The sequence below is a fragment of the Mesonia sp. K7 genome (genome assembly GCF_003233725.1).
Taxonomy (GTDB): domain Bacteria; phylum Bacteroidota; class Bacteroidia; order Flavobacteriales; family Flavobacteriaceae; genus Mesonia.
In genome coordinates, this window is record NZ_QKQV01000014.1 from 1 (window position 1) to 24,443 (window position 24,443).

At 34.2% G+C, this 24,443-nt stretch carries 20 protein-coding genes; 11 read left to right on the forward strand and 9 right to left on the reverse strand.

Annotated elements, in window-relative coordinates:
- The first annotated feature begins 136 nt into the window (after positions 1-136).
- Complete coding sequence (locus DNG35_RS10030) at positions 137-1,279, forward strand: DegT/DnrJ/EryC1/StrS aminotransferase family protein (protein WP_111128706.1); 1,143 nt, start codon at positions 137-139, stop codon at positions 1,277-1,279.
- Positions 1,279-1,836: a nitroreductase gene (locus DNG35_RS10035; protein ID WP_111128708.1), complete on the forward strand. Its 558-nt coding sequence runs from the start codon at positions 1,279-1,281 to the stop codon at positions 1,834-1,836. The genes DNG35_RS10030 and DNG35_RS10035 overlap by 1 nt, the downstream gene beginning before the upstream one ends.
- On the opposite strand, the gene DNG35_RS10040 is transcribed toward DNG35_RS10035, so the two are convergent.
- Entirely contained in the window at positions 1,833-2,606 is a 774-nt protein-coding gene (locus DNG35_RS10040) for a 2-keto-4-pentenoate hydratase (RefSeq protein ID WP_111128711.1), read from the reverse strand. The genes DNG35_RS10035 and DNG35_RS10040 overlap by 4 nt on opposite strands.
- A 1-nt stretch (position 2,607) precedes the next feature.
- Positions 2,608-3,108 carry a DUF456 domain-containing protein gene (locus DNG35_RS10045; RefSeq protein ID WP_111128714.1) on the reverse strand — a complete coding sequence of 167 codons (501 nt, stop codon included), beginning with the start codon at positions 3,106-3,108 and terminating at the stop codon, positions 2,608-2,610.
- A gap of 192 nt (positions 3,109-3,300) precedes the next feature.
- Between DNG35_RS10045 and DNG35_RS10050 the strand changes: the two genes are divergently transcribed.
- From DNG35_RS10050 to DNG35_RS10075, 6 genes are all read left to right on the forward strand, one after another.
- Positions 3,301-3,666, forward strand: coding sequence for a BlaI/MecI/CopY family transcriptional regulator (locus tag DNG35_RS10050; protein WP_111128716.1), 366 nt, complete (start codon positions 3,301-3,303; stop codon positions 3,664-3,666).
- Complete coding sequence (locus tag DNG35_RS10055) at positions 3,663-5,231, forward strand: M56 family metallopeptidase (RefSeq protein ID WP_111128718.1); 1,569 nt, start codon at positions 3,663-3,665, stop codon at positions 5,229-5,231. Before DNG35_RS10050 ends, DNG35_RS10055 begins: the two co-directional genes overlap by 4 nt.
- Before the next feature lie 95 nt (positions 5,232-5,326).
- On the forward strand, positions 5,327-5,824 hold the full coding sequence (locus DNG35_RS10060; protein ID WP_146228864.1) for a hypothetical protein: 498 nt from the start codon (positions 5,327-5,329) through the stop codon (positions 5,822-5,824).
- Positions 5,825-5,860: 36 nt separating this feature from the next.
- Entirely contained in the window at positions 5,861-6,334 is a 474-nt protein-coding gene (locus tag DNG35_RS10065; RefSeq protein WP_111128722.1) for a hypothetical protein, read from the forward strand.
- 1 nt (position 6,335) lies between these two features.
- Complete coding sequence (gene ruvC, locus DNG35_RS10070; RefSeq protein ID WP_111128724.1) at positions 6,336-6,887, forward strand: crossover junction endodeoxyribonuclease RuvC; 552 nt, start codon at positions 6,336-6,338, stop codon at positions 6,885-6,887.
- A 1-nt stretch (position 6,888) separates the two neighbouring features.
- Positions 6,889-7,440 (forward strand): glutathione peroxidase, encoded by a 552-nt coding sequence (locus DNG35_RS10075; RefSeq protein WP_111128725.1) that lies wholly within the window; start codon positions 6,889-6,891, stop codon positions 7,438-7,440.
- A 52-nt stretch (positions 7,441-7,492) separates the two neighbouring features.
- Here the strand turns inward: DNG35_RS10075 and DNG35_RS10080 are convergent, their stop codons facing one another.
- The 6 genes from DNG35_RS10080 to DNG35_RS10105 form a co-directional block, all read right to left on the reverse strand.
- Positions 7,493-8,980 carry a S10 family peptidase gene (locus DNG35_RS10080; protein WP_111128727.1) on the reverse strand — a complete coding sequence of 496 codons (1,488 nt, stop codon included), beginning with the start codon at positions 8,978-8,980 and terminating at the stop codon, positions 7,493-7,495.
- An 80-nt stretch (positions 8,981-9,060) separates the two neighbouring features.
- Positions 9,061-11,085 (reverse strand): M3 family metallopeptidase, encoded by a 2,025-nt coding sequence (locus DNG35_RS10085; protein ID WP_111128729.1) that lies wholly within the window; start codon positions 11,083-11,085, stop codon positions 9,061-9,063.
- A gap of 68 nt (positions 11,086-11,153) precedes the next feature.
- Positions 11,154-12,248, reverse strand: coding sequence for a hypothetical protein (locus DNG35_RS10090; protein ID WP_111128731.1), 1,095 nt, complete (start codon positions 12,246-12,248; stop codon positions 11,154-11,156).
- The gene (locus DNG35_RS10095; protein WP_111128733.1) at positions 12,238-13,719 is read right to left on the reverse strand and encodes a carboxypeptidase-like regulatory domain-containing protein; all 1,482 of its coding nucleotides are present in this window, start codon (positions 13,717-13,719) and stop codon (positions 12,238-12,240) included. The genes DNG35_RS10090 and DNG35_RS10095 overlap by 11 nt, the downstream gene beginning before the upstream one ends.
- A 53-nt stretch (positions 13,720-13,772) precedes the next feature.
- Positions 13,773-14,261: a 5-(carboxyamino)imidazole ribonucleotide mutase gene (purE, locus tag DNG35_RS10100; protein WP_111128736.1), complete on the reverse strand. Its 489-nt coding sequence runs from the start codon at positions 14,259-14,261 to the stop codon at positions 13,773-13,775.
- 111 nt (positions 14,262-14,372) lie between these two features.
- Positions 14,373-15,530 carry a 5-(carboxyamino)imidazole ribonucleotide synthase gene (locus tag DNG35_RS10105; RefSeq protein ID WP_111128739.1) on the reverse strand — a complete coding sequence of 386 codons (1,158 nt, stop codon included), beginning with the start codon at positions 15,528-15,530 and terminating at the stop codon, positions 14,373-14,375.
- A 131-nt stretch (positions 15,531-15,661) separates the two neighbouring features.
- Here DNG35_RS10105 and DNG35_RS10110 point away from each other — a divergent pair, with 131 nt between their 5' ends.
- The 3 genes from DNG35_RS10110 (at position 15,662) to DNG35_RS10120 (ending at position 17,863) form a co-directional block, all read left to right on the forward strand.
- Positions 15,662-16,240 carry an adenylate kinase gene (locus DNG35_RS10110; RefSeq protein WP_111128741.1) on the forward strand — a complete coding sequence of 193 codons (579 nt, stop codon included), beginning with the start codon at positions 15,662-15,664 and terminating at the stop codon, positions 16,238-16,240.
- A 6-nt stretch (positions 16,241-16,246) separates the two neighbouring features.
- Complete coding sequence (gene obgE / locus DNG35_RS10115) at positions 16,247-17,257, forward strand: GTPase ObgE (protein ID WP_111128744.1); 1,011 nt, start codon at positions 16,247-16,249, stop codon at positions 17,255-17,257.
- 78 nt (positions 17,258-17,335) lie between these two features.
- Entirely contained in the window at positions 17,336-17,863 is a 528-nt protein-coding gene (locus DNG35_RS10120; RefSeq protein ID WP_111128747.1) for a DUF4136 domain-containing protein, read from the forward strand.
- A gap of 2 nt (positions 17,864-17,865) precedes the next feature.
- Here the strand turns inward: DNG35_RS10120 and DNG35_RS10125 are convergent, their stop codons facing one another.
- Positions 17,866-24,378, reverse strand: coding sequence for a TonB-dependent receptor plug domain-containing protein (locus DNG35_RS10125; protein WP_111128750.1), 6,513 nt, complete (start codon positions 24,376-24,378; stop codon positions 17,866-17,868).
- Positions 24,379-24,443: the final 65 nt, after the last annotated feature.

Consider the following 24,443-nt stretch of genomic DNA (forward strand, 5'->3'; position numbering starts at 1 on the left):
TGCTTATTGTGGGAGAGTAGGTCGCCGCCTTTTTTAAGCCCTCATCTTTTGATGGGGGCTTTTTGTTTTTATGGACTTCATAGATACGGATATTCTCATGTTTTTTAATTAGATTTGAAACGATAAAAAACGATTCATGAGCAAAACTAAAATCTGGCTTTCTTCACCACATATGGGAGGAAAGGAAATAGAGTATATTAACTCAGCTTTTGATGAAAACTGGATTGCACCTCTTGGCCCAAATGTCAACGGTTTTGAGACAGATCTCAAAAACTATATTCAACAATCAAAAGAGATAGCAGCATTAAGCAGTGGAACAGCCGCTATTCATTTAGCTTTGATTCATTTGGGTGTTTCTCATGGTGACGAAGTTATCTGCCAAAGTATTACTTTTTCTGCATCAGCTAACCCGATAGCTTACCAAGGAGCTACACCTATTTTTATCGATAGTGAGCCCACTACTTGGAATATGTGTCCAATTGCTTTAAAGAAAGCAATCAAAGACAGGATAGCTAAAGGAAATAAACCTAAAGCTATTATTGTTGTACATTTATATGGGATGCCGTGTAAAATGAATGAAATTCTCATGGTAGCCAAACAATATGATATTCCTGTCATAGAAGATGCTGCAGAAGCATTAGGTTCTACTTATAGAGGTCAAAAATGCGGAGCATTCGGAGAGTTTGGAATTCTTTCATTTAACGGAAATAAAATTATTACCACAAGTGGAGGAGGAGCTTTAGTGTGTAAAGATGAAGCAACCAAAAGCAAAATTGTTTTTTACGCTACACAAGCAAGAGATAATGCTCCACATTATCAACATAGTGAAATAGGTTACAATTACAGATTGAGTAATATTTCTGCGGGAATTGGCCGTGGGCAAATGGAAGTTTTAGACAAACATATCGGTCTTCGCCGAAAAATGAATATTTTTTATAAAGATATTTTTTCAGGTATTAAAGGTGTTGAAGTTTTCACGGAACCGGGCGAAAGTTATTTTTCAAACCACTGGTTAAGTGCTATTTTAGTAGATCCAAATCAAACTGGTGGAATTACCCGAGAAGATTTACGTCTTGCTTTTGAAGCTGAAAATATAGAAAGTAGGCCTTTATGGAAACCAATGCATATGCAACCAGTTTTTAAAGATGCTCCTTATTATGGAGGTAATGTAGCTGAAGAACTTTTTGAAAATGGACTTTGCTTACCATCAGGCTCAAATTTGACAGATGACGATAGAGAAAGAATTAAAACAGTAATTTTAAACGTATTTAGAGTATAATGATAGAAGGTATTATCAAAAAAAGAAGATCTATTTTTCCTGTTCAGTATGACAAAGGAGTAAAAGTAGAAGATGTTATTATCCATAAAATGTTGGAAGCTGCCAATTGGGCTCCTACTCATAAAAAAACTGAACCTTGGCGTTTTTATGTGGTGAAATCTGATAAAAAGAAAGTTCTTTCAACTTTTATGGTCGATAAATATAAAGAGACTGTTGTCAGCCCTTCTGATTTTAAAGCGAAACAAATTGCAGATAAAATAGAGCAATCAAGCCATATCATTATTATCTGTATGCAGCGTGACCCAAAAGAATCGCTTCCAGAATGGGAAGAAGTTGCCGCAACAGCCATGGCGGTACAAAATATGTGGTTGGTTGCTGCCGAAAACAAAGTAGGTAGCTATTGGAGTTCGCCCGGATATATTAGTAAAATGGGAGAATTTTTACCTCTTAAAAATGGTGAAAAGTGTTTAGGTTTATTTTATGTTGGAAGCTTCTCAGGAGAATTGCCCGAAGGAGAGCGAACTCCTATCGAGCATAAAGTAACTTGGTTAGATTAAATCACTTCAAACTCTAAATCATCAAAGCCTTCTATAGTTGCTTTTATTTTTTGATTAGGTTGTAAATTAACCATTGGTCCTAAAGCACCAGATAATATGATTTCCCCTTTTCGAAGGGGATTTTTTAATTCGTACATTTTGTTAGCCAACCAAACTACGGCGTTTAGCGGGTTTCCCATGCATGAAGTTCCGTCGCCTTCTGAAGCTAAATTACCATCAACAAATAGTTGCATTTTGTTTTTTTGAAGATCAATTTCACTTAAGGAAACTTCTCTTTCACCTAACACAAAATGACTCGAAGAAGCATTGTCGGCAATAGTGTCGGTAATTTTTATATTCCAATCTTTGATGCGACTTCCTACAATTTCTACTGCAATCTTAGCGTGATCAATAGCTTCTACAACCTCTTCTTCCGTGATGTTTTCTTTATCTAAATCTTTTTTGAGGATAAAAGCAATTTCAGCTTCTGCTTTAGGTTGCATTAATTCTGCGAAAGTGATGTTTTCACTGGCGTGAAATTGCATATTGTTAAGTAAAATACCAAAATCGGGTTGGTCAACCCCTAATTGCTCTTGTACTTTAAAGGAAGTAAGCCCGATTTTTTTTCCTCTTTCGATTAAACCTGAATTCTTCTTTTTCTCAATGTTTATCTCTTGAATCTTGTAGGCACTTTCTAAGTCTAAAGCACCTATATGCGCTCGAATCGGTTCACATGAAACTTTGTTTTGCTCTGCTTGGTATATTCTATCGGCTAGTTGTTGTAAAGTCATTTTAAAAAATTGGGTAATGTTTGATCACTAAATAAATGTAAAAACCCAAAAATACACAAGCTGTAAAGAATTTCATAAAAGTAGAAGCGATAAATCCGAAAAAAGAACCTGTGGCAGCTTTAAAAGAAGATTGTACCGAACTTTCTTTGGTAAAAAACAATTGCCCAATAAAAGCACCAACAAATGGCCCAATTAAAAATCCAAAAGGAATAGGAGCCAAAATACCCACAATCAACCCAATTGTTGTCCCCCACGAAGCAGCTTTGCTTCCGCCGTAGCGTTTGGTTCCCGCTGCAGGAATGAGGTAATCGGCTACAGAAATGAGTAACATCAACACAAAAGAAATAATGAGAATCGTATAATTCATCTCTACTTTAGAAGTAAAATAGAAAAGTAAAACCCCAATCCAACTTATTGGTAAACCTGGTAAAACTGGCAGAATGCTCCCTATGATTCCTACAATACAGAGCAATAACCCGATGATGAGTAAAGCGATATCCATGTATAAATTTTGAATAAAAATAGTCTTTTTTTGCAGGAAGTAAAATCTATTAACAAGAGGAGATTCTGTAACTCTTAAGTTCTAGAGACAACATGACAATTTAGGGAAAACCTTGTAAAAAATAAATAATTAACTAAAAAATTAGTTTAAACTAAAAATTTAGTTATATTTGTTTTATAATTGATTTGAAAAATGAAAGAACTCACCAAAGCAGAAGAGGAAGTGATGCAACTTTTATGGAAGCTTGAAGAAGCCAATGTTGCTCACTTGATCGACGAAATGGAAGAACCAAAACCGGCGTACAACACGGTTTCTACGATTGTTAGAATTTTAGAAAACAAAGGTTTTGTAGGTTTTAGAAAAGAGGGAAGAGGTCATATTTATTTCCCGAAAGTAGAAAAAGATGCTTATAGTAAATTTTCATTAACCAAGTTAATGAACAATTACTTTGAAGGTTCACCTAAAAGCTTACTCTCTTTTTTTGTAAAAAAGAATAAGCTTTCGCTCAATGAACTAGAAGAAATTTTAAAAGAAATTGATAAAAATAAAAAGTCATGAGTACCTATATTTTGCAATCCGGATTGTTTTTACTGGCTTTTTGGCTGATTTATATATTATTTCTAAAAAGAGAAACCTTTTTTACCTATAACCGAATTTATCTGTTGGTGACTCCTATTTTAGCAGCGGTTTTACCGTTGTTCAAAATCAATTTTTTTGAAAGTTATACCGAAAAAGCACAAGAAATATTGGTTTTACCGGCTGTTTTTATAGGCAAAAACCAAGCAGAAGTCACTCTCGCAAGTAAATCCGTTTTAAGCGAAACCACTTTTATACAAGAGCATTTCCTCAGTATTTTATATGTAGCTGGTTTACTGCTGATGTTCGCTTTTTTTATACGGAAACTTCTCAAGTTTCTGCAATTTTCGAAACAAGGAAAAGCAAAGTGTTTTGAAGATTACCGATGGGTGGAAGTACCAAATACCAAAGTGGCTTGTACTTTTTTGCATACCATTTATTTGGGAAGCGAACTTTCTGAAAAGGAAAAACAACATATTTTAAAACACGAGAAAACACACGCCAAGCAAAGACATACCTACGATTTACTCTATTTTGAGTTGCTCAAAATTGTAAGCTGGTTTAATCCCGTAGTGTTTTTTTACCAACACGAGATGAATCAAATTCACGAATATATTGCCGATCAACAAGCAACAAAGGATGCTGATAAGTTACCGTATTACCAGAGCTTACTTAATCTTGCTTTTGGGAGTTCAAACATTTCATTTATCAATCAATTTTTTAATCATTCATTAATTAAAAAACGTATTAAAATGTTAGAAAAAACAAAATCTACCCGAAGCGCACTATTAAAGTTTTTAGTGCTTGTTCCCGCCATTATGGCGATGTTATTTGTGGTTTCGTGTACCGATGAAGCTGTAAAAGAATCCCAAGATTCTGCTGTTTCAGAACTAACCCATCAAGAACTTTTGGATAAATATTCAAAAGAAATCGAAGAAATGGAGGCCGAAGGAAAAGACTTTATGGAAATTCAAAAAAGTTATTTTCCCTATAAAAAAGAAGAGGATAATAATGCTGTTTATTCGCGAGAAGATTATTATAAAGTTCAAGCTTTTATGACCTGGATGAACAATAAAATGAGGGAAGAAGGAAAAGATGTGCCAGATTATAAGGTTAAAACTTATGAAGAGTATAAAAAAGAGAAAGCTATGCTTCCTCCACCTCCACCTCCACCACCTTTCCCGGGATCTTATTCTATAAAAGAGATTGATAAAGTTCCAGCTTATCAAGGGTGTGAAGGTTTAGGAACATTTAATGAGACATATCAATGTACAGCAACCAAAATTGCAGAATATGTCATCAATAACTTTGACAACAAAAAAATAGCACCTCTCAACCTAGAAAAAGGTTCACAGCGTATCTATGTGAAGTTTGTCATAGGTAAAACAGGTGAAGTGATAAATGTAAAAGCTAGAGCAAGCAACGAAATTTTAGCAGATGAAGCCAAAAGGCTAATCGAAAGTTTGCCTCCATTTATTCCAGGGGAAAATAAAGGTGAAAAAGTAAATGTAGAATATGCATTACCAATTATTTATAAAACAGAATAAACTTTATATTTTTTCAATTCAAACCAAGCCGAACTTTAAAATTCGGCTTGGTTGTTTTATCTTGTTAGGAGTTTAAATGCTTTGATATGAAAAATATGTTTACAATTCTGCTACTTTTCTTCGGACTGAATTTTATGTTTTCACAATCACCTTGTGATACTATAGAAGATTACCGAAGATTTGATTTTTGGCTTGGCGAATGGGAGGTTTTTTCCGATGGAAATAAAATTGCCGAAAGTTCGATAACACTTACCAAAGGCAATTGCGGAATCATTGAAAACTACAATCCGTTCAATAATGCTGGCGGAAGTTCTATTAGCTATTTTGATGCAGCCGACAAAAAATGGAAACAAGAATGGGTTGCCAATGGGCATGTGTCGCATTATGTAGAACCTAATCACTACACCGAAGGAGAAATGCAATTGGTTGCCAAACATATTGACCAAAAAGGCAACGAGTTCTGGCTGCGAATGATTTATTATTACGACAAAAAGCAAGATAGCGTTCGCCAACTCATGGAACGTTCTACCGATAATGGTGTTACTTGGCAAAAAGTCTTTGACGGTTTATACAAAAGAAAGACAGCAAATTAATACATTTGCTATACTTAGGTTTGTTAAATTTGTTAGATGAAGTATCATTACCTTTTTCTCCTTTTTCTGGTGGTCGGTTGTAAAGAGATCGAAACCCAAAAAGTATATTCTGATGAGATTTCACAAAAAGAATTACAGCAAATCAATTGGAGTGAGGTAGAGACTTATCCTGAGTTTCAAAACTGCTCGCATTGTGTCGAAAAAGCAGAAAAGAAAAAATGTTTTGAGCAAAAAGTAACCGAGTATTTCTACAGGAAACTAGCCACACAGCAATATGTGGTGACCGATAGTTTAGACGAGACTTTTCATTTGTATATCAAAATTACAGCAGCAGGAAAGCCTGTTTTAGATTCGCTTCATGCAAGTGAAGATTTGTATATTAAGTTACCTCAATTAGATAGCTTGATGACCACTTCCGTGGAAAACTTACCAGTACTCGAACCCGCATATAAGCGCGGAATTCCGGTAAGCACAAGTTTTACTTTGCCTTTAGAAATAAAAACCAAATAAGTTGACTAACGAAAAAATTATATTAGGCATCGATCCCGGAACAACCATTATGGGCTACGGACTCATTAAAGTTGTTGGAAAGAAGATGGAGTTTATTCAACTGAACGAATTGCTACTTAAAAAATATGCTGATCACTATGTGAAATTGCGTCATATTTTCGAAAGAACCATAGAACTCATCGATACCTATCATCCTGACGAAATAGCAATTGAAGCTCCGTTTTACGGAAAAAACGTACAGTCGATGCTTAAATTAGGAAGAGCTCAAGGTGTCGCAATGGCAGCAGGCTTAAGTCGACAAATACCTGTAACCGAGTATTCACCTAAAAAAATAAAAATGGCAATAACAGGTAATGGTAATGCCAGTAAAGAACAAGTGGCTAAGATGTTACAACAAACCTTAAACCTTAAAACTTTACCTGATAATCTCGATGCCACCGATGGTTTAGCAGCTGCAGTTTGCCATTTTTACAATGCAGGAAAAATAGAGTCGGGAAAATCTTATTCGGGTTGGGAATCGTATATAAAGCAAAATCCTCAAAAAATAAAATAGAATGAAAAAAATAGTAGTAATTTGTCTGGCAGTATTAGGATGTATTTCTTGTGCACAAAGTCAAAAAAATATGGATCAAACGATTTATCAGTTCAAAGTAGAAGATATAAGCGGTGAAACTTTTGATATGAGTTCGCTTAAAGGTAAAAAAGTATTGATTGTAAACACGGCAAGCGAATGTGGGTTAACACCACAATATGAGCAGTTAGAAGAAGTTTACAAATCGTATAAAGATGACAATTTTGTGATTATTGGTTTTCCTGCCAACAACTTTGGAGCACAAGAACCAGGAAGCAATGAGCAAATAGCACAATTTTGCAAAGCCAATTATGGTGTTACTTTTCCTATGATGAGTAAAATTTCAGTAAAAGGAGATGATATGCATCCGTTATATCAATTCTTAACTCAAAAATCTAAAAATGGTTTTGAAGATTCTGAAGTTGAATGGAATTTCCAAAAATATTTAATCAATGAAAAAGGAGAATTGGTAGATGTTGTTAGCCCAAGAACACTGCCAAATGATAAGCAAATCATCAGTTGGATTGAAGAATAACGTGATTCCGCACTTGATGCGAAACCTTATCATTTGATTTTTTAGCTTTTATCTAATATTTCGCCGCTTTTCCATTGGCAGAAGATGTTTTGATAAACTCTCGTAAATCATCATTGGCACTTATTAAATCTTCGTGTCTTAAATACATCATATGACCACTTCGATAGGCTTTAAAAAACAAGCGGTCTTTCATTTTGCCGCTTGGATCTAATTGCCATTGGCTGTATTTTGCACTAAAATAAGTGGTAGCACCATCATAATATCCCGATTGAGTAAGCACTTTTAAATAAGGGTTTTGTGCCATTGCTTGCCTTAAACCTTCACGAACATTGTCATTTTCGTTATTCCAAGGATGAACATCACCAAACATATTATATTTTAGGTCGGTGTCAAACTGAAGTTCAGATTTAATATAATGGTTGATGGCTGGCGTGAACGAATGTAACCAAGAAGTCAACTCGGCGTTGTAATCGGGTGAAGTTCCGGCCTCAATTTTATCAAATCCCAAATATCTGGAGTCTAATCTACCTATGGTTTGTCCAGATTTGTCTCTTAAGAGTTCTTTCCAAAAAAAGCGAGTAGGAATATCTAAATGATGTTGTAAAATCACTTTTTCACTAAGACCAGTATAATAAGCCATTTTTTGTGCAATCTCTTTTCTTTCAGAATCATTAATAAATCCGCCTTTTGTCAAGGCAGGAATCAATTGATTGATTGCAAAATCTTCAGCCTCGGGAAGGATGTCAGTTAAGTCTTTACTTTGTAATGCTGGCGATAATTTTTGATGATACCAAGCCGTAGCTGTAAAGTATGGTAAATTCAATCCTGACGAAACAGGATTATCAACTCGTAAAACTTTATAATCTGCAGGAGAAACCAAGATGACACCGTTTAAGTACATCCATTGTTTGTTTTGTAATTCACTTGCCAATCCCATCACACGTGTTCCGCCATAACTTTCGCCGATAATATATTTTGGCGATTCCCAACGATTGTTACGAGAAACAAAAGTATTTATCCATTCGGCTAAGTATTTGATATCGGCATTAATGCCAAAGAATAAATCTCTATCGGGCATTTTACCTTCCTTGTCAGGAATCATTCTTGAATAACCGGTATTTACAGGATTTACAAAAACAATGTCAGCAACATCAAGAATAGAATAAGGGTTACTTTTAAATCCGTAAGGTTGTATCGGGTAGCCTTCTTCATCTATATTCAAAATTTTTGGACCAGTATAAGCAAGGTGCATCCATACAGAAGCCGATCCTGGTCCGCCGTTAAACGATATCATAAGCGGTCTGTTGGCTCTCGATTTTACATCATCTCTGGTGTAATAGGTGTAAAATAAACTCGCTATTGGCTCTCCGTTTTTATTCCAAACGGGTTGTGTTCCTGTTTTTGCGGTATATGAAAATTTGACACCTTTGACTGTAGTGCTATGTTTTGTGACTATTGTGGTGTCTATTGGTAAAGTTCGTTCTTGAGCGTTTAATACAAATGTTATTAAACAACAGATTGAAAAGAGAATAGTTTTCATTTAAAATTATTTGAAAATTATGAAGATTAAAGATAGGTATATCCTACGAAATACAGAATTTGACAGGATTCTTTCTTATTTTATAACAACCCTGCTCTTTCTAACAAGGCTTCAGGGTTGGGTTCTTTTCCGCGAAAGCGTTTGTATAAAACCATTGGTTCTTCTGTACCGCCTTTGCTTAGCACATTGTCTTTAAACTTGGTGGCTATTTCTTTATTAAAAATCCCGTTTTCTTTGAAATAAGCAAAAGCATCAGCATCAAGTACTTCTGCCCATTTGTAAGAATAATACCCCGATGAATAACCGCCTTGAAAGATGTGCGAAAACGAAGTGCTCATACAATTTTCTTTTACATCTGGGTAAAGTTGAGTTCCCGTAAATGCTTCTTGCTCGTGAGTTTTTACATCGGTTATTTTTTTTGGATTGATAGCGTGCCAAGCCATATCGAGTAACCCGAAACTTATTTGCCGAAGGGTTTGCATACCTTCTTGAAAGTTGGCCGATTGTTTGATTTTTTCTATTAATTCCATTGGTATGGTTTCTCCAGTTTCATAATGCTTGGCAAAAAGCTCAAGTGCTTCTTTTTCGTAACACCAATTTTCGAGTATTTGGCTTGGGAGTTCGACAAAATCCCAATAAACAGAAGTTCCCGAAAGGCTTTTGTAGGTGGTGTTGGCAAGCATTCCGTGGAGAGCGTGACCAAACTCGTGAAACAAAGTAGTTACTTCATTAAAGGTTAATAATGAAGGTTTTTTTGAGGTAGAACGTGTAAAGTTACAAACGTTTGATATGTGTGGTCGTTCGTTTATTCTGTTTTTGATTTGCTGATTTTTATAAACCGTCATCCAAGCACCATTTCTTTTGCCTTCACGTGGGTGAAAATCGGCGTAAAATAGGGCGATAAAATTATGTTTAGCATCATAAACACGATAGGTTTTTACTTCTTCGTGATATTTATCAACATCAAAAACTTCTTTAAAAGTGATATCAAATAGTTTTTCGGCTATTGTAAAAACACCATCGATTACATTCTCTAATTTGAAATAAGGTTTTAAAATTTCATCATCTAAATCAAATAATTTTTGCTTGAGTTTTTCTGCATAATAAGCTGCATCCCATTTTTGAAGTTGATGGATACCATCTAGCTCTTTGGCGAAATTTTCTAACTGTTCAAACTCTTTTTGAGCAGCGGGTTTGGCTTTTTCTAAAAGTTCATTAAGAAAACTTTTTACCTTTTCAGGTGTCTTTGCCATTCGCTCTTCTAGCACAAAATGAGCGTGAGTTTCAAACCCTAAAAGTTGAGCACGTTGGTGACGAAGTTGGGCAATTTCTAAAACATTTTTTTGATTGTCATATTCATCGTTCTGAAAAGCTTTTGCACCATAAGCAATCGCCATTTTTTTGCGAAGTTCCCTGTTTTTAACATACTTCATAAACGGAATATAGCTTGGGAAATGAAGTGTAAAAATATAGCCGTCTTTTCCTTTAGCTTTAGCCAGTTGTTCAGCGTTTTCGAGTTCACTTTCGGGTAAACCTTCAAGTTCGTTTTTATTGGTGATGTGTAACTGAAAGCGATTGGTTTCTGCAAGTACATTTTCGCCGAACGTAAGTGAGAGCTTTGCCAATTGCGTGTCTATTTTTCTGAGTTCTTGCTTTTTATCATTGGGTAAATTGGCTCCGTTTCGCGTAAAGCTTTTATATTGCTTTTCTAAAAGTCTTTTTTGCTCACCGTTGAGATTAAACTTTTCTTGGTTTTGATAAACCGATTTGATGCGTTTGAATAAATTTGTATTGAGGGTGATGTCGTTGCTATATTCTGATAACCAAGGCGAAACTTCTTGTGCGATTTTTTGAATTTCCTCATTGGTTTCTGCCGAATTGAGATTAAAAAACACACTTGAAATACGCTCTAACTGGCTTCCTGAGCTTTCGAGAGCTTCGATGGTGTTTTTGAAGGTTGGCTCTTCTTGTGAAGCCGTAATAGCATCGATTTCTGCTTTGCCAATTTCTATGGCTTTTTGAAAAGCAGGTTTAAAATGATTGTTGTTTATGTTTGAAAAAGGGGTTTCGTCAAATGTTTCTAATAACGGATTTTTGTTGCTCATCTTTGATGTATTTTAAGAATGCTAAAAATACAATTCTCTAAATTTTTTTGTCTAAAAAGAGATGGAAATTATAGAATGTTAAAAGTATAAATTTCGGTGCTTTTTTCTTGAACCTCGAGTAAGAGTTTAAACTTTAGTTTATCGGCTTGTCTAAAAAAACCGTTTTGGGTTTTGATGAGAAGATCGCGATGGATGTAATTATATTCGCCTGTTGAAATCTCAAATTTTACAGGAACATATTTACTGGAATTTCCTCTTTTGTATGAAAATTCACCAGCAAAAATATTATGGGCAACTTTTACACCTAGAGGAAATTTAAGATTGATACCCCAGATCTTTTTTCCTTCGGCTAAACTGTATTTCGCTTGTAGAATAGCATAATCTGTGGGCGAAATGATAACAAAGCCCATAAGTTTTGCTCGACTTTTCTTAGGTCGAAAACTGATTTTGTAAACTAACTCCCCTTGATATGTGTGCGTTTTATCGATTTCATATTGGTAAGCTTCTACATCAGAAATAAAATCAAAAGTTCCTGGATTTAGAATTTTATCTTTTTGCCAATGGTAACTATCCGTAACTATTTTTGTTTGATAAGAAATATCTTTTTTAGACGTTGTAGTTAGATTTCTTTCAATAGGAAATAGGCCAGATTTCACTGTTAATTTTTCATCAGTATCTACATATTTCTGTAAAATTTTTTCGAATTTATCGATGGTGTAGTCAAATTGTATTTTTCTTTTGACGTCAGAAGTAACTTGTGTTTTGATAATAGGTTTGAGGTGTGGTTTAGCGTGCTTCTTTTGATAATAACCAAAAATTGTAGTGTAACTAAAGTTATGGTTATTATTTTTTAATGAAGAAACCAAAGCTGCAATTTCATTTTCAAAATCATTTCTTTTGTCTTTCGGGATAAGTTTTGCTTTTTTAGAATCGATTTCAAAATCTTTGTATTCATAATTTTGATCGAATTTTTTATTGATTTCAAAATGGATGGTGTCTAAAAAATAATTTTCAGAGATATTTTCAGTTGCCTTACGAATAATCTCTTCCGCCGAAAGGCTTTTGTTGGAAAGAAAAACCGAATCGAGTTGTTCCCTTTTCTGTGCAAAAGAAAAGAGAACCAGTAATTGGAAAGAAAAAATTAATAGCTTTTTAATACTCAAACTCTTCTATTTCTTTACTCGGTGCAATAATGTTGTAACCTTCCCAAACCGAAGGGTTGTATTTTCTAATTTGCTCAACAATCACGCCTTCTTTTTCTCTAAAATTGTTGAATTGCTCCTCCGAAATTGACTCATGATTGACAAAAAGATATTCGTTAACGGTATTATTTTCAGTTTCAACTAAAAATTCGAACTTAAACACGACTCTGTCTTTTTTATCGTCTACATTTTCTTTAAAAGTAAAGTTTCTATTTAGATAAATGTATTGATGAGTGTCTTTTCTGATGAATAAAGGTTCGTATTTATTGTCATTATTTTTTCTAAAAAGAATCATTCCTGAATCTTTGTCTTGTATCACTTTGATACCGAGTAATAGTTTTAGGTTAAGACTATTTACGCGTTTGCCTTCGGCTAGTTGGTAATCGGCTTTTAACACCGCAAAAGTTTCTGCCGAAACATAAATTTGCCCTTTGTATTTTGCTCTTCCACGGTCAGGCTCAAAACCCATCACGTAAACCATTTCGCCGTTGTAACTCATGATTTCATCAACTTTATAGGTATAATCTTCATAATCGTTGATGAAATCTAAGCCTTGAGCTCGTAAAATATTACTTTTGCTACTCAAGCCTCTTGTTTTGCTGCTAGACCTCCAATCTTTGGTTGTTGCGCTATCAATTTTTTCGTCTTTAAACTCAACCGCATCACCCACTTTTAGCGAATCTTCTATAGGAATAATACCCGTTTTGACTTTAAAAGTGCTTTTGGTATCAAGATTTTCGGCAATAAGTTTCATCACTTTTGCGGTCAGTTTTTCGCTATCGACACTGGCTTCTGGGTCTCCTAATTCGGTAGCTTTGATGATATTAACCTTAACGGAGTCTTTATTTTTATAGACTTCATAATAGTTTTCAGCATAATTATGGGCTTTCCTATTTTTGGTTTTCTGGAATAGTTTTTCGATTTCGTCATTAAATTTTTTCCGTGTTTTTTTTTCTAAAAAACTCGCTTTCTTAATTCCAAATTCTGTTTTGAGCATGAGAGGATTATCAGACTCTCTTTCAAAAATGCTGTATTTACCTAAATTTGTTTGATAATTGACATCTGCATTTTCATTAACTTTTAGCATGATCTCTTCAGGAGAAAGATTTTTATTCACCAAAAAAACTTCGTCTAATTCGTTGATGTTCTCCGAAAGGTAAATGCTAGAGCCTTCTTTAAAATCTTTGATAGCAATACTTTTGGAGGTAAAACCCATGCTTGAAAATAGCAATGAATCGGTAGGTTTGAAGTTTTCTACTTCTATCTGAAAATTTCCTTCCAGGTTGGTAATCACACCATAATCTTTCCCGATTTGTACGGCCGCAAACGGAATGGTTTCTTGTGTTTCTTTAGAAATAAGTGTACCTGAAAGTTGTTGGGCAACGATTATTTTAGTAAATAATAAAAAACTAAGAAGCGTAATATTTTTCATAAATAAAGGTTTTATTTAAAGACGATTATAAATGAAAAATGTAACAACGTTTTTTACTTTTTCTTAATTTCTTCAGCTCCTTTTATGACTTTCTGTTTAAGCCCTTCTTTATAAACCAAAATTTTGTCTAAAACACATTGATCTGAAGCGCCAATAATTTGAGCGGCTAAGATGCCTGCATTTTTTGCTCCATCAAGCGCAACGGTTGCCACGGGAACTCCGCCTGGCATTTGCAAAATAGAAAGTACAGAATCCCAACCATCAATCGAGTTACGGGATTTTACAGGAACTCCAATTACGGGAAGCGGTGAGAGCGAAGCTACCATTCCTGGAAGATGAGCTGCGCCACCAGCTCCAGCAATAATCACAGTGATGCCACGAGTGTGCGCGTTTTTGCCGTAATCAAATAATTTTTCTGGGGTGCGATGTGCCGAAACAATATCAACTTCTACTTCAATATCAAAACCTTTTAAAATATCAATGGCTTCCTGCATTACAGGCATATCGCTTGTGCTACCCATTATGATTCCTACTTTGCTCATATTTTTCAACTGCTTTTTATTTATTAATGTTCATTTTTCCCATTAATGGAAATAATTTTGTAACCTCCATTACTCATTACTCATTACTCATTACTCATTACTCATTACTCATTACTCACTAATCACCCGAATACTACTTTTTACTTTTTCAGCGATTTTTCTTGCTTCATTTATATCTTGATTAACAATGGTAACGTGTCCCATTTTTCTGAAAGGTCTTGTTTGTTTTTTTCCGTAAATATGTGGAGTTACGCCTGGTAAACCCATTATTTCTTCAATATTTTGATAGATTACATTTCCTTCATAATTTTCATCACCTACCAAATTGACCATCACGCCACCAACTTTGCTAGCAGTTTCGCCCAAAGGTAAATCGAGAATAGCCCTGATGTGTTGTTCAAATTGGTTGGTATAGCTCGCTTCTATACTATAATGACCGCTGTTGTGTGGTCTTGGTGCCACTTCGTTGACCAAAATATCACCTTCTTTGGTTAAAAACATTTCGACAGCTAGCAAACCCACGTGTTTAAAAGCTTCTGATACTTTTTGGGCTACAGCTTGCGCTTTCGCGGAAATATCAGCAGCAATTCTCGCTGGACATATCACATATTCTACCTGATTGGCTTCTGGGTGAAACTCCATTTCGACCACTGGATAGGTTTTGATTTCTCCAGAAGGATTTCTCGCGACAATCACCGCCAATTCCATTTCAAACGGAATCATATTTTCAGCAATGCAAGGCACATCGGGTAAAGGGATCACATCTTCTTCTTGTCTGATAATACTCACGCCTTTTCCGTCATAACCACCAGTGCAGCTTTTCCAAACAAATGGAAAATCGTGTTCTTTTCTAACCAAAGCTTCGTTTAAATCGGCTTTGTTTTTATAACGCTTAAATGGCGAAGTAGGAATATGATTGTCTGTGTAAAACTTTTTTTGAATGCCTTTGTCTTGAATTTTTCGCAGTACACTCGATTGCGGATATACTTTTTTACCTTCGTTTTCCAGCGTTTCGAGTGCATCGATATTTACACTTTCAATTTCAAATGTCAAGACATCTACTTTTCTTCCAAATTCTACAACGGTGTTATAGTCCATCAAATCGCCTTGTTGAAACTCATCACAAGCGATTTTACTTGGGGCTTCTTTACTGGGGTCAACAACCAACGTTTGGATATCGTATTTTCTAGTGTCATACAACATCATTTTACCGAGTTGTCCTCCGCCAAGAATTCCTAATTTAAAATTGGAAGAAAAATAGTTTTTCATTAAAAATAAATTGAAAATTAAGCTAATTTTTCACAAAAATAAATCTTTCTAATAGATTAACCGAAACAATAGGCTTTAAATATGTATTGATTATCTTTGCACTTTTAAAAATCTAAACTTAAGTATTGGTCATGGCAAACATTGTTTTATTTGGACCTCCAGGAGCAGGAAAAGGAACCCAAGCAGAAATTCTGAAAGAGAAATACAATTTGGTGCACATTTCTACCGGAGATGTATTTCGTTACAACATCAAAAACGAAACAGAATTGGGCAACTTGGCAAAATCGTATATGGATAAAGGTCAGTTAGTGCCTGATGAAGTAACGATTGCGATGTTGCAAAGTGAGGTTGAAAAAAACGAAGATGCCAAGGGTTTTATTTTTGATGGTTTTCCGAGAACAGAAGCACAAGCGGTAGCACTAAAAAACTTTTTAGAGACCAAAGACCAAGATGTTGATGCCATGGTTGCTCTTGAAGTAGAAGATGAGGTTTTGGTAGAAAGATTACTCGAAAGAGGAAAAACTTCAGGAAGAAAAGATGATGCCAACGAAGAAGTTGTGAGAAACCGTATCAAAGTTTATTACAACGAAACGGCAATTCTAAAAGACTATTACGAAAAGCAAGACAAATATTACGGTGTTGATGGCGTAGGTTCTATCGAAGAAATCACCGATAGATTAAGCAGTGTTTTTAATCATTTTATAGATTAAAATTTAATGAAAGAAGGTAATTTTATAGACTATGTAAAACTGCATGTGTCTTCCGGAAAAGGAGGGAAAGGCTCTATGCACTTGCACCGTGAGAAATATATCGCCAAAGGAGGTCCTGATGGTGGCGATGGCGGAAGAGGTGGTCACGTGATTATTCGCGGAAATAAAAACCTTTGGACACTTTACGAATTTAATTTTAAAAGACACATCAAAGCAGGTCATGGCGAACACGGTGGAAAGCAGCGAAGTACAGGAGCCGACGGCGAAGATATCTATATTGATGTCCCTTTAGGAACGGTCATTCGAGATACCGACACCCAAGAATACTTAGATGAAATTGTAGAGGATAATCAAGAAATTATCATCGCTCAAGGCGGAATGGGAGGTCGTGGGAACTGGCACTTTAAAACATCTACCAATCAAACGCCTCGCTACGCTCAGCCAGGAAAAGAAGGCGAAGAAAAAGACATCACCTTAGAACTAAAAGTTCTCGCCGATGTTGGTTTAGTAGGGTTTCCTAATGCGGGAAAATCTACATTGTTATCTGTGGTGACAGCCGCAAAACCTAAAATTGCCGATTACGAATTCACCACACTCAAACCCAATTTAGGAATTGTACAACACCGCGATTTCCAAACTTTTGTGATGGCAGATATTCCTGGAATTATCGAAGGAGCTGCAGAAGGAAAAGGTCTAGGTTATCGCTTTTTACGTCATATCGAACGGAATTCTATTTTGTTATTTTTGGTGCCTTGTGATGCCGGCAGTATCAAAAAGCAATATGATATTTTGCTAGATGAACTGCGTCGTTATAATCCAGAAATGCTGGATAAAGAAAGAGTCTTGGCAATTTCAAAAATAGATATGTTAGACGAAGAGTTACTTGCTGAACTAAAAGAGGAAGTCGCTCAAGATTTTAAGATTCCTTATGTATTTATTTCTTCTGTGGCGCAATTGGGCTTACAGGAACTCAAAGACGTTTTGTGGGAAAAACTCAACGATTCTAAAGAGATCTAATCTGTTAACAAAAAGTTAGCCTCTCACTTTTCCCGATTTTCTTTTCATATCTTTAATTCATTCAAAAAAATTAAAGCGATGAAACCTATAGTTTTTTTATTATTCTCTTGTTTGTTTATAGCCGCTTGCGGTGGTCCAAAAGCATTTTACGATTATGATGAAAGTATGAATTTTGCCCAATGCAAAACCTTTTCCTTTTACGATAATCAACAAACGGGATTAAACGAATTAGACCAAGAAAGACTTTTTAACGCGTTAACCTCTCAACTCATATCAAAAGGATTAACTCCATCTGAAAGTGCCGATTTTAAAATCAATATAACCACCGATGTTTTTCAAGAAAGAAATAACAATACTTCTGTCGGAATAGGAATTGGTGGCGGAAGTGGAGGCTTTGGTGGTGGCGTTTCTGGCGGAATCCCGATCAACAGTCAACAAACCATTCTGGAAATCACTATTGATTTTGCCAATAGTGTAAATAACGAACTTTTTTGGCAAGCGGTTGTCGAAGATAACTTACCAAGAGAAACCACTCCAGAAGAACGTACAGAAATCTTTAATGAAATGATCGCCGAAGCGCTGGAAAATTTTCCGCCAGAGAAATAAAATTATTTCTCGACAGACAAACGAGAACCTTTGGTTTGTACCTTATATTCTGGAGCATACATATTTTGTAGCGTTGTTATTCCATTAGAAAAATCACCGAGATTGTTTACCAAGAGATCGTATTCAAAAACATAAGTCCCTTTTTTTATGTGGTCAAAAAAGAAGTGGGTTGCCACGTCTTTGGTACTTTGATAGTAGCCTAAACCATCTTGCCATTTATAAGTAGAAAGTACATCTACAGGTTCTAAGCTGGCAGCTCTCATATCTTTTAAGTGCATAAAACTAAAATCTTCTTTTGCAGAAATAATGAGCCTTACCGTAATCACATCGCCAAGTTGTAGTTTTGTTTTTTCTAATAAAACCAGTTTAGATTCTTCGTTGGTTTCTTCTTTTTTGAAGTATTGTTTTTGTATCGAGAGCGTTTCTTGATTATTGGCTTTTACTGCATCAGATTCTTCAAAATATTGCCAGTACATTCCTCCGTATTGAGGATAATCGTTTTTATTTTCAATTTCGATGATTGCTTTTTCTGAGCTTATTTCTTCTTTAGCATAAGCAACTTTTAGATAACCTGTTTTGGCAATTTTCGTTTCATTTTCCAGTTTTTTATCACCTATTTTTATTTTGGTAGTTGGCTCGTCGAGATATGATTTTTCACCTTGCAGTAATAAAGCATAAATTGCTTCGGTAGTAGATTTGGTAGAATCCCAAGCATTGATTTTTTTGTTTCTCAACAACCAGGTTTTTAAGCTTGTTACCGTTTTTTCATCTTTATCTATTTGGTGAAATGCCTCAATCGCTTTCACTTGTGTGGAAATAGAATGGTCAAACCAACCACGATTTTCGGTAACTTCTTTCCAATACATTCCGTAATCAGAATTGATGACCGCATTTTCTTTTAGGGAAATTAAAATCTTACGAGCAAAATCTTTTTTATCATAACGATTGGCGATGAGTGCTAAGGTAAGTTGTTGGTCTATCGAAAGCGTTACCCATTTATTCTTTAAACTTTCTAAAATAAATTCTGTATAGTTTTGAAAGTTATTTTCGGACTCAAATAAACCTCTAGCATATAAATAAGGAAGTGTATGATAGGATAAAACGTCACCTTCATCAGGCATTTCAGAAGGGATAAATATTTTGTCTAGATATTTAATCAAGTCTTCTATGATTTCTTGAAAATGCTCACTTTCTCTAAGCGAATTGTCGATTTGTTGTAATCTTCCTAAGCCTTGTAAAATATAAATCGAAATATTGCGGTTTTCTCTTCCCCCCGAAAACCAAGTAAATGCACCTGAAGATAATTGCATTTGTTTCAGTTGAAGTAAAGTGTTTCTTGTTCTTTTTTCAGATTCTTCTAGACTTAATAATTGTGCTAATCTTTTTTGCTGCTTTTCTTTACTTTCTGCCGATTTTAACCAAGGTGTTTCTTCTAAAGCGATGTTTTTTAATTCTTCATTTTTATATAAATCTGATAGTTGTATCTTCTCATCTTTCCAATTTTCAAGTGTTTCTTTGATTTCCGGATTGTTTTTTACCATCAAACCAGCCAAATGATTACTATAAAATCTAGCAAAAGTCTGTTCTGAGCATTCATGCGGAAATTCGATAAGGTAGGGAAGCGATTGCAGAGCCGCCCAAACTGGGTTGGAAGTAAACTCAAAAATAAGTTGGTGATTTTCTAAACTTGTTGAGTTATTATTTTTTAAATTTTCGAAAGTGAATGTTTTTTCTTCCTGTGGATTTACCCAAACTGGCAAAGTTTCGGTCACAAAAATACGATTGTTCAACACTGGAATAATACTTTCTTCACCGTCAGAAAATTTATCCGCTTTAGCGACAATTCTGTAACGAACAGCAGAAAGATTTTCTGGGATGTTTAGCATCCAACTCACTTCGCTATTTCCTTTTGCGGCTATCGAAAAGTTTTTGATGGGATTGGTATCGGTCACCAATTGAACTTTCTCTTGTGTAATCTCGTCGGTAAACTCTAATTGAATGATTCCGTTAAGGGTGTTTTTAGACAAATTGTTGACTTTGGCAGAAATTACAATTTTGTCTTTACTTCTAAAAAACCTTGGGAAATTAGGAATAATGTTAAGGTCTTTTTGTGTGACGGTTTCTAAATCTATTTTGGCTTGGTAAAGATTTTTGTCGTGAGCAAAAGCCTGAAATTTCCACCTCGTTAAGGCTTCTGGGCTGGTAAACTCAAAGCTCACTTCTCCTTTTTCATTAGTCCGTAACTGTGGAAAAAAGAAAGCCGTTTCTTGTAAATTTGTACGGGTTTGTACTTGGGCGAGTTCTTCTTCTGCAACATTTTTTGTGGTGATGACAACAACACCATTTGCTGCTCGACTACCATACAATGAGGTTGTAGCAGCATCTTTGAGTATAGAAATATTCTGAATATCATGGACGTTGATGTTTGCCATATTTTCTACAATTACTCCATCAATAACATACAGAGGTGAGCTACTTTTATTTATTGAACCTACTCCTCTAATTTTCACATAGGCTGTTTGACCAGGTTGTCCGTTTGCAGCAGTAATGTATACACCAGCAGCTTTACCCTGAAGTAATTTGTCTACTGAAGTAGTAGGAGACATTTCTGTTAATTCTTCTCCTGTAACTACTGATACGGCAGAGGTTAACTTGTCTCTTTCGGTTGTACCGTAAGCCGTAACAACTACCTCATCAAGTTCATTTCCTGCATCTAATAAAATATTGTACTCCCCTTGTGAAGTAATCTTAGCTTCTTTAGTTTCAAAGCCAACATAACTAAAAACCAACTCGCTTCCTTTATCGGCTTTTAATATAAAATAACCATCAAAATCGGTTTGTACTCCAATTGTAGTTCCTTTTACGATAATGTCAACACCTGGCAAAGGTATACCTTGATCGTCTGTAACAACTCCAGAAACATAACCTTTTGGTGTATTCTTGTTTTTTGGGATTAACTTTTCAATATAATTTTTATTCTCTTGAATTGCACTGGTAAAATCATATCCGAAATTTAAAAATTCTGTAAACGAATAATTTTTTTCAGAATACCAATATCGATAAGGGTTTTTTTCATGAAAGTGCGTGGTTCTATCATTTTTCTGTGAAAAACTAGGGAGGTAAGAACTGTAATAATTATACGAATTATCTCTGTATAATTTTTCGTTCCAATTATGGGTTCTAAATTCGTCTAACGAAGCATCATACATACTTACCAATACTTCTGCACTTACGGGCTGGTTGTTTTTGTCTAAAAGTTGTAATTGCCAAGTTTCGTCCTTTCTGGGTTCTAATTTATTACTAAAATGAAGCACATGAAAATTGAATGCTCTAAAGTTATCTTTACTTTGCTTGTTTTGTGTTTTAATTGTTCGTTTTTCGGAATTGAAGTGTAGATTTTTATGGTATATAAATTCTAATTCTACTAACTCAATTCCTTTAGGAACTTTAACAAAGTGCTTATTTTCTCCTTTTTTAAGAATAATTGATTCTTGTTTTTGTAGTTTTTGATCAAAAGCAACATTTAATAAAACAGCTAAAGAATCTATAGGTGTATATAAGTTGAGTTCAACATTATTGCTACTTTTATTATGAGCTTCTTTTATTGTTAAGAAATTAAGGTCTCTGAGCTGATAATCGTCTTTAGGGTTAGTGATTTTTATGTTTTTTTCACTTTCTATAGGAAAGCCTAATTTGCCTTTTCCTTCAAATACAAATTTGTAATCGCCTGAAGTTAAAATATCGTTGTATGTATATAGTTCTACCTTTGCAATAGAATCAATATTTACAGGAATAGTTTTGATAAGTTCTTCTTTCCAGTTTTCTTTTTCATCGTTTTTGTCATAAGGTGTATTAGGAAAAAGACTAACAAACTTTTCTTTTGGTATTTGCTGAATTTCTGGGGCATTCCAATCTCGATTTGCAAGAATTCTAGTTGGAGTTTTTTGTCTAAAAATTTTAATTTCGCCTTGAGCTTTACTTTTAAGGTTGTTTAAATCTGTAGCAGAAATAATAAATTTTGATTCTTTTTCTAAGGTGATTTCTGTGGGAGTAAAAATACTTACTTCTGTTGCATTGTATCCTATCCTATATGTTTTGCTTGTAGAACGTGTTTCACCATTAATATCGGTAACGTTTACAGTTACTTCATAATTGAAAATGGGTTTGAATGTTTTTGTTACTAAGCTATCAGGATGAGCGATGAAGTTGACCGTAAACTTACCTTTATCACCTGTTTTTGTCTCACCAGAGAGAATTCTTTTTGATGGTATGTAAATGTAAGAAGAACTTCTGTTGTACTCGTAATTATGATTGAAGCTACGATCTATGGTATAGGTAACTTTTGCATGAGAAATATCTCCGCCAAAAAAAGCTTTGGCATTTCCGTCAACTTTTATTTTTTGATTGAGTACATAACTTGAATCTAAAGCTTTGAGAGCAACTTCAAATTTAGGTCTTTTGTATTCTTCTACTTTTATGCGAACTTCTTTACTATCATAATCAATATCATCTATCGTCAAGTTGTCGATGATTTCGCTTTCAGTCTCATCATAATAATCTTCATCTATCTCTACTTCTATATCTATATCTCCTGTAACAATAGAAGAGGGTAATTTAAATTTTCCATCAACAGAGCCAAAATCATTAGTAGCTATTTTTAGAGAGTCTATCAAATCATAATGTTCATCATATAGGCTGATTAGTAATTTTAACCTTGGTACAACTTTTCTGATTTTATTGTTTTGGAATCCAGCAATAGCTTTAAAATAAACTTCTTGACCAGGTCTATAAATACTTCTGTCAGTAAAAATATTAAAACTGATTTCTGGATAATCATCATTACTATAATTATATTTTTTATTAAACCTAACACTTGTTTTTAAAGTGTCTCCTAAATAAGTAAGTAAGATTTTTTCTGTATAATATTCGTTTCTTCCTTTTAATGTTTGTAACCCATTTCTGTCTGTGACTGCTAACTTCTGATTGTTTCTTATAATTTTTACATCAGAAATAGGAACTCCAGCTTTTCTGTGAGTGACATATAATTGTTGATCGTTATCAAAATCAAACGTAGTAAGGTTAAGATTAGAAACTTGTACAGGAAAAAATTTATAGAATGATCTTTCAAAATCTAAATTTCGTTCATTACTAAAGCATAAAATATAATTTCCGGTAGGTAAACTGGGTATTAGAACTTCGGTATAATAATTATAATGATTTTCAATTTTAGGTAATGCTAAAGAAGACCTTAAAAATATTTTAGCAGTTTTATGAAGTTTCTTTAAAACAGAGTCAATTTCTGTACTACTATTTGTAGGTGTTTTAGAAGCTATTTTATAGACAGTGAGATGTAATGTATCTGTGTTTTTAAAATTAACTAATGCCAAGTTTTCTTGGTTAGCAAATAAGATTTCTTTGGTTTTTATACTTAGGTTTGGACTTAAAATAGCATTTTTGATTTTTACTGCCTCGTTTTTTGTGTTGATGTTTTCAGATTCAATTATAATTTTATTGCAGTAATCAATACTTTTTAAATGAAAATCTAAATTTTCATTTTTATTAGCATTTGAATAATAAAACTGAGCAAATTTGAGGTTGATGAGTGCAACATCCTCTTTATCAGCAAAGTATTTGTTTAAGTTTTTTAGCGCGTTTAAGTATAAACTATCTTTATTTTTAACATCTTGTTTGTTTTTTAAATAATCAAGTCTGTTTAGTGTAACCCATAAAACTGAAGTTAAATCATTTTTTTGAAGATGTAGTTTTGTAAGGTTTTGATATTCTCTCAAAATCTCCAAATTAGAGTAGTATGTTTTTGAAGTTTCAAAATTTATTTGAGAAAACTCTGTAGGGTTAGAAAAGTATAAATGAGGTTCTAAATCAAGTTTAGTTTTTGAAAAATAGTAATAAGAGCTCTTTAGGAACTCAATTTTTCTGTCGGCCAATATATCATATAATGAGCTTTGGTATTTATTGTAATTGTCGCCATATTTTAAAATAGGAGTGTACTGTGTGAGAGGTACTTTTATAAGTTGTTCTTTTTTTGAAAGAGATAAGTTATAGTAATTAATAATTCTCTCTTTAAAATCATCTTCAGACCAACTTTCAAATTGGTTTGATGGGCTGTCGGTTTGAGTTCTCCTTCTTATTTTATAGCTATTTTGGTTGTAATAATCTTTTAAACTTTCGGCCAGAAAAGAACTTAAAATCTGTTTGTTAGGAGTGATTTGTTGTTCAATTTCCTTTACAAAATCTTCATAAACTTCTTGATGACTGTTGTCTTTTAAAATCAACTTATATTTGGAAACATATAAAAATGCTTTTAAAAACTGTTGACTATTTTCTTTTCTATCGGCTTTTTTTAAAATCTTTTGAGCAGCTTCGTAAGCCGACATAGGTTTGCCTTCCAATTCAAGATTTTCTACCTCTGTCCACCATTTGTCAAATTTTTTTTGCCCGAAACTAAAACTAATTGTAAAAAGAAATACGAATAGAAAAAGGTGATTTTTAAGCATAGAAAAACAGATTTTGTATAAATATACATTTTTTCTACTGTTTTAATATCTTTACGGAATAATTC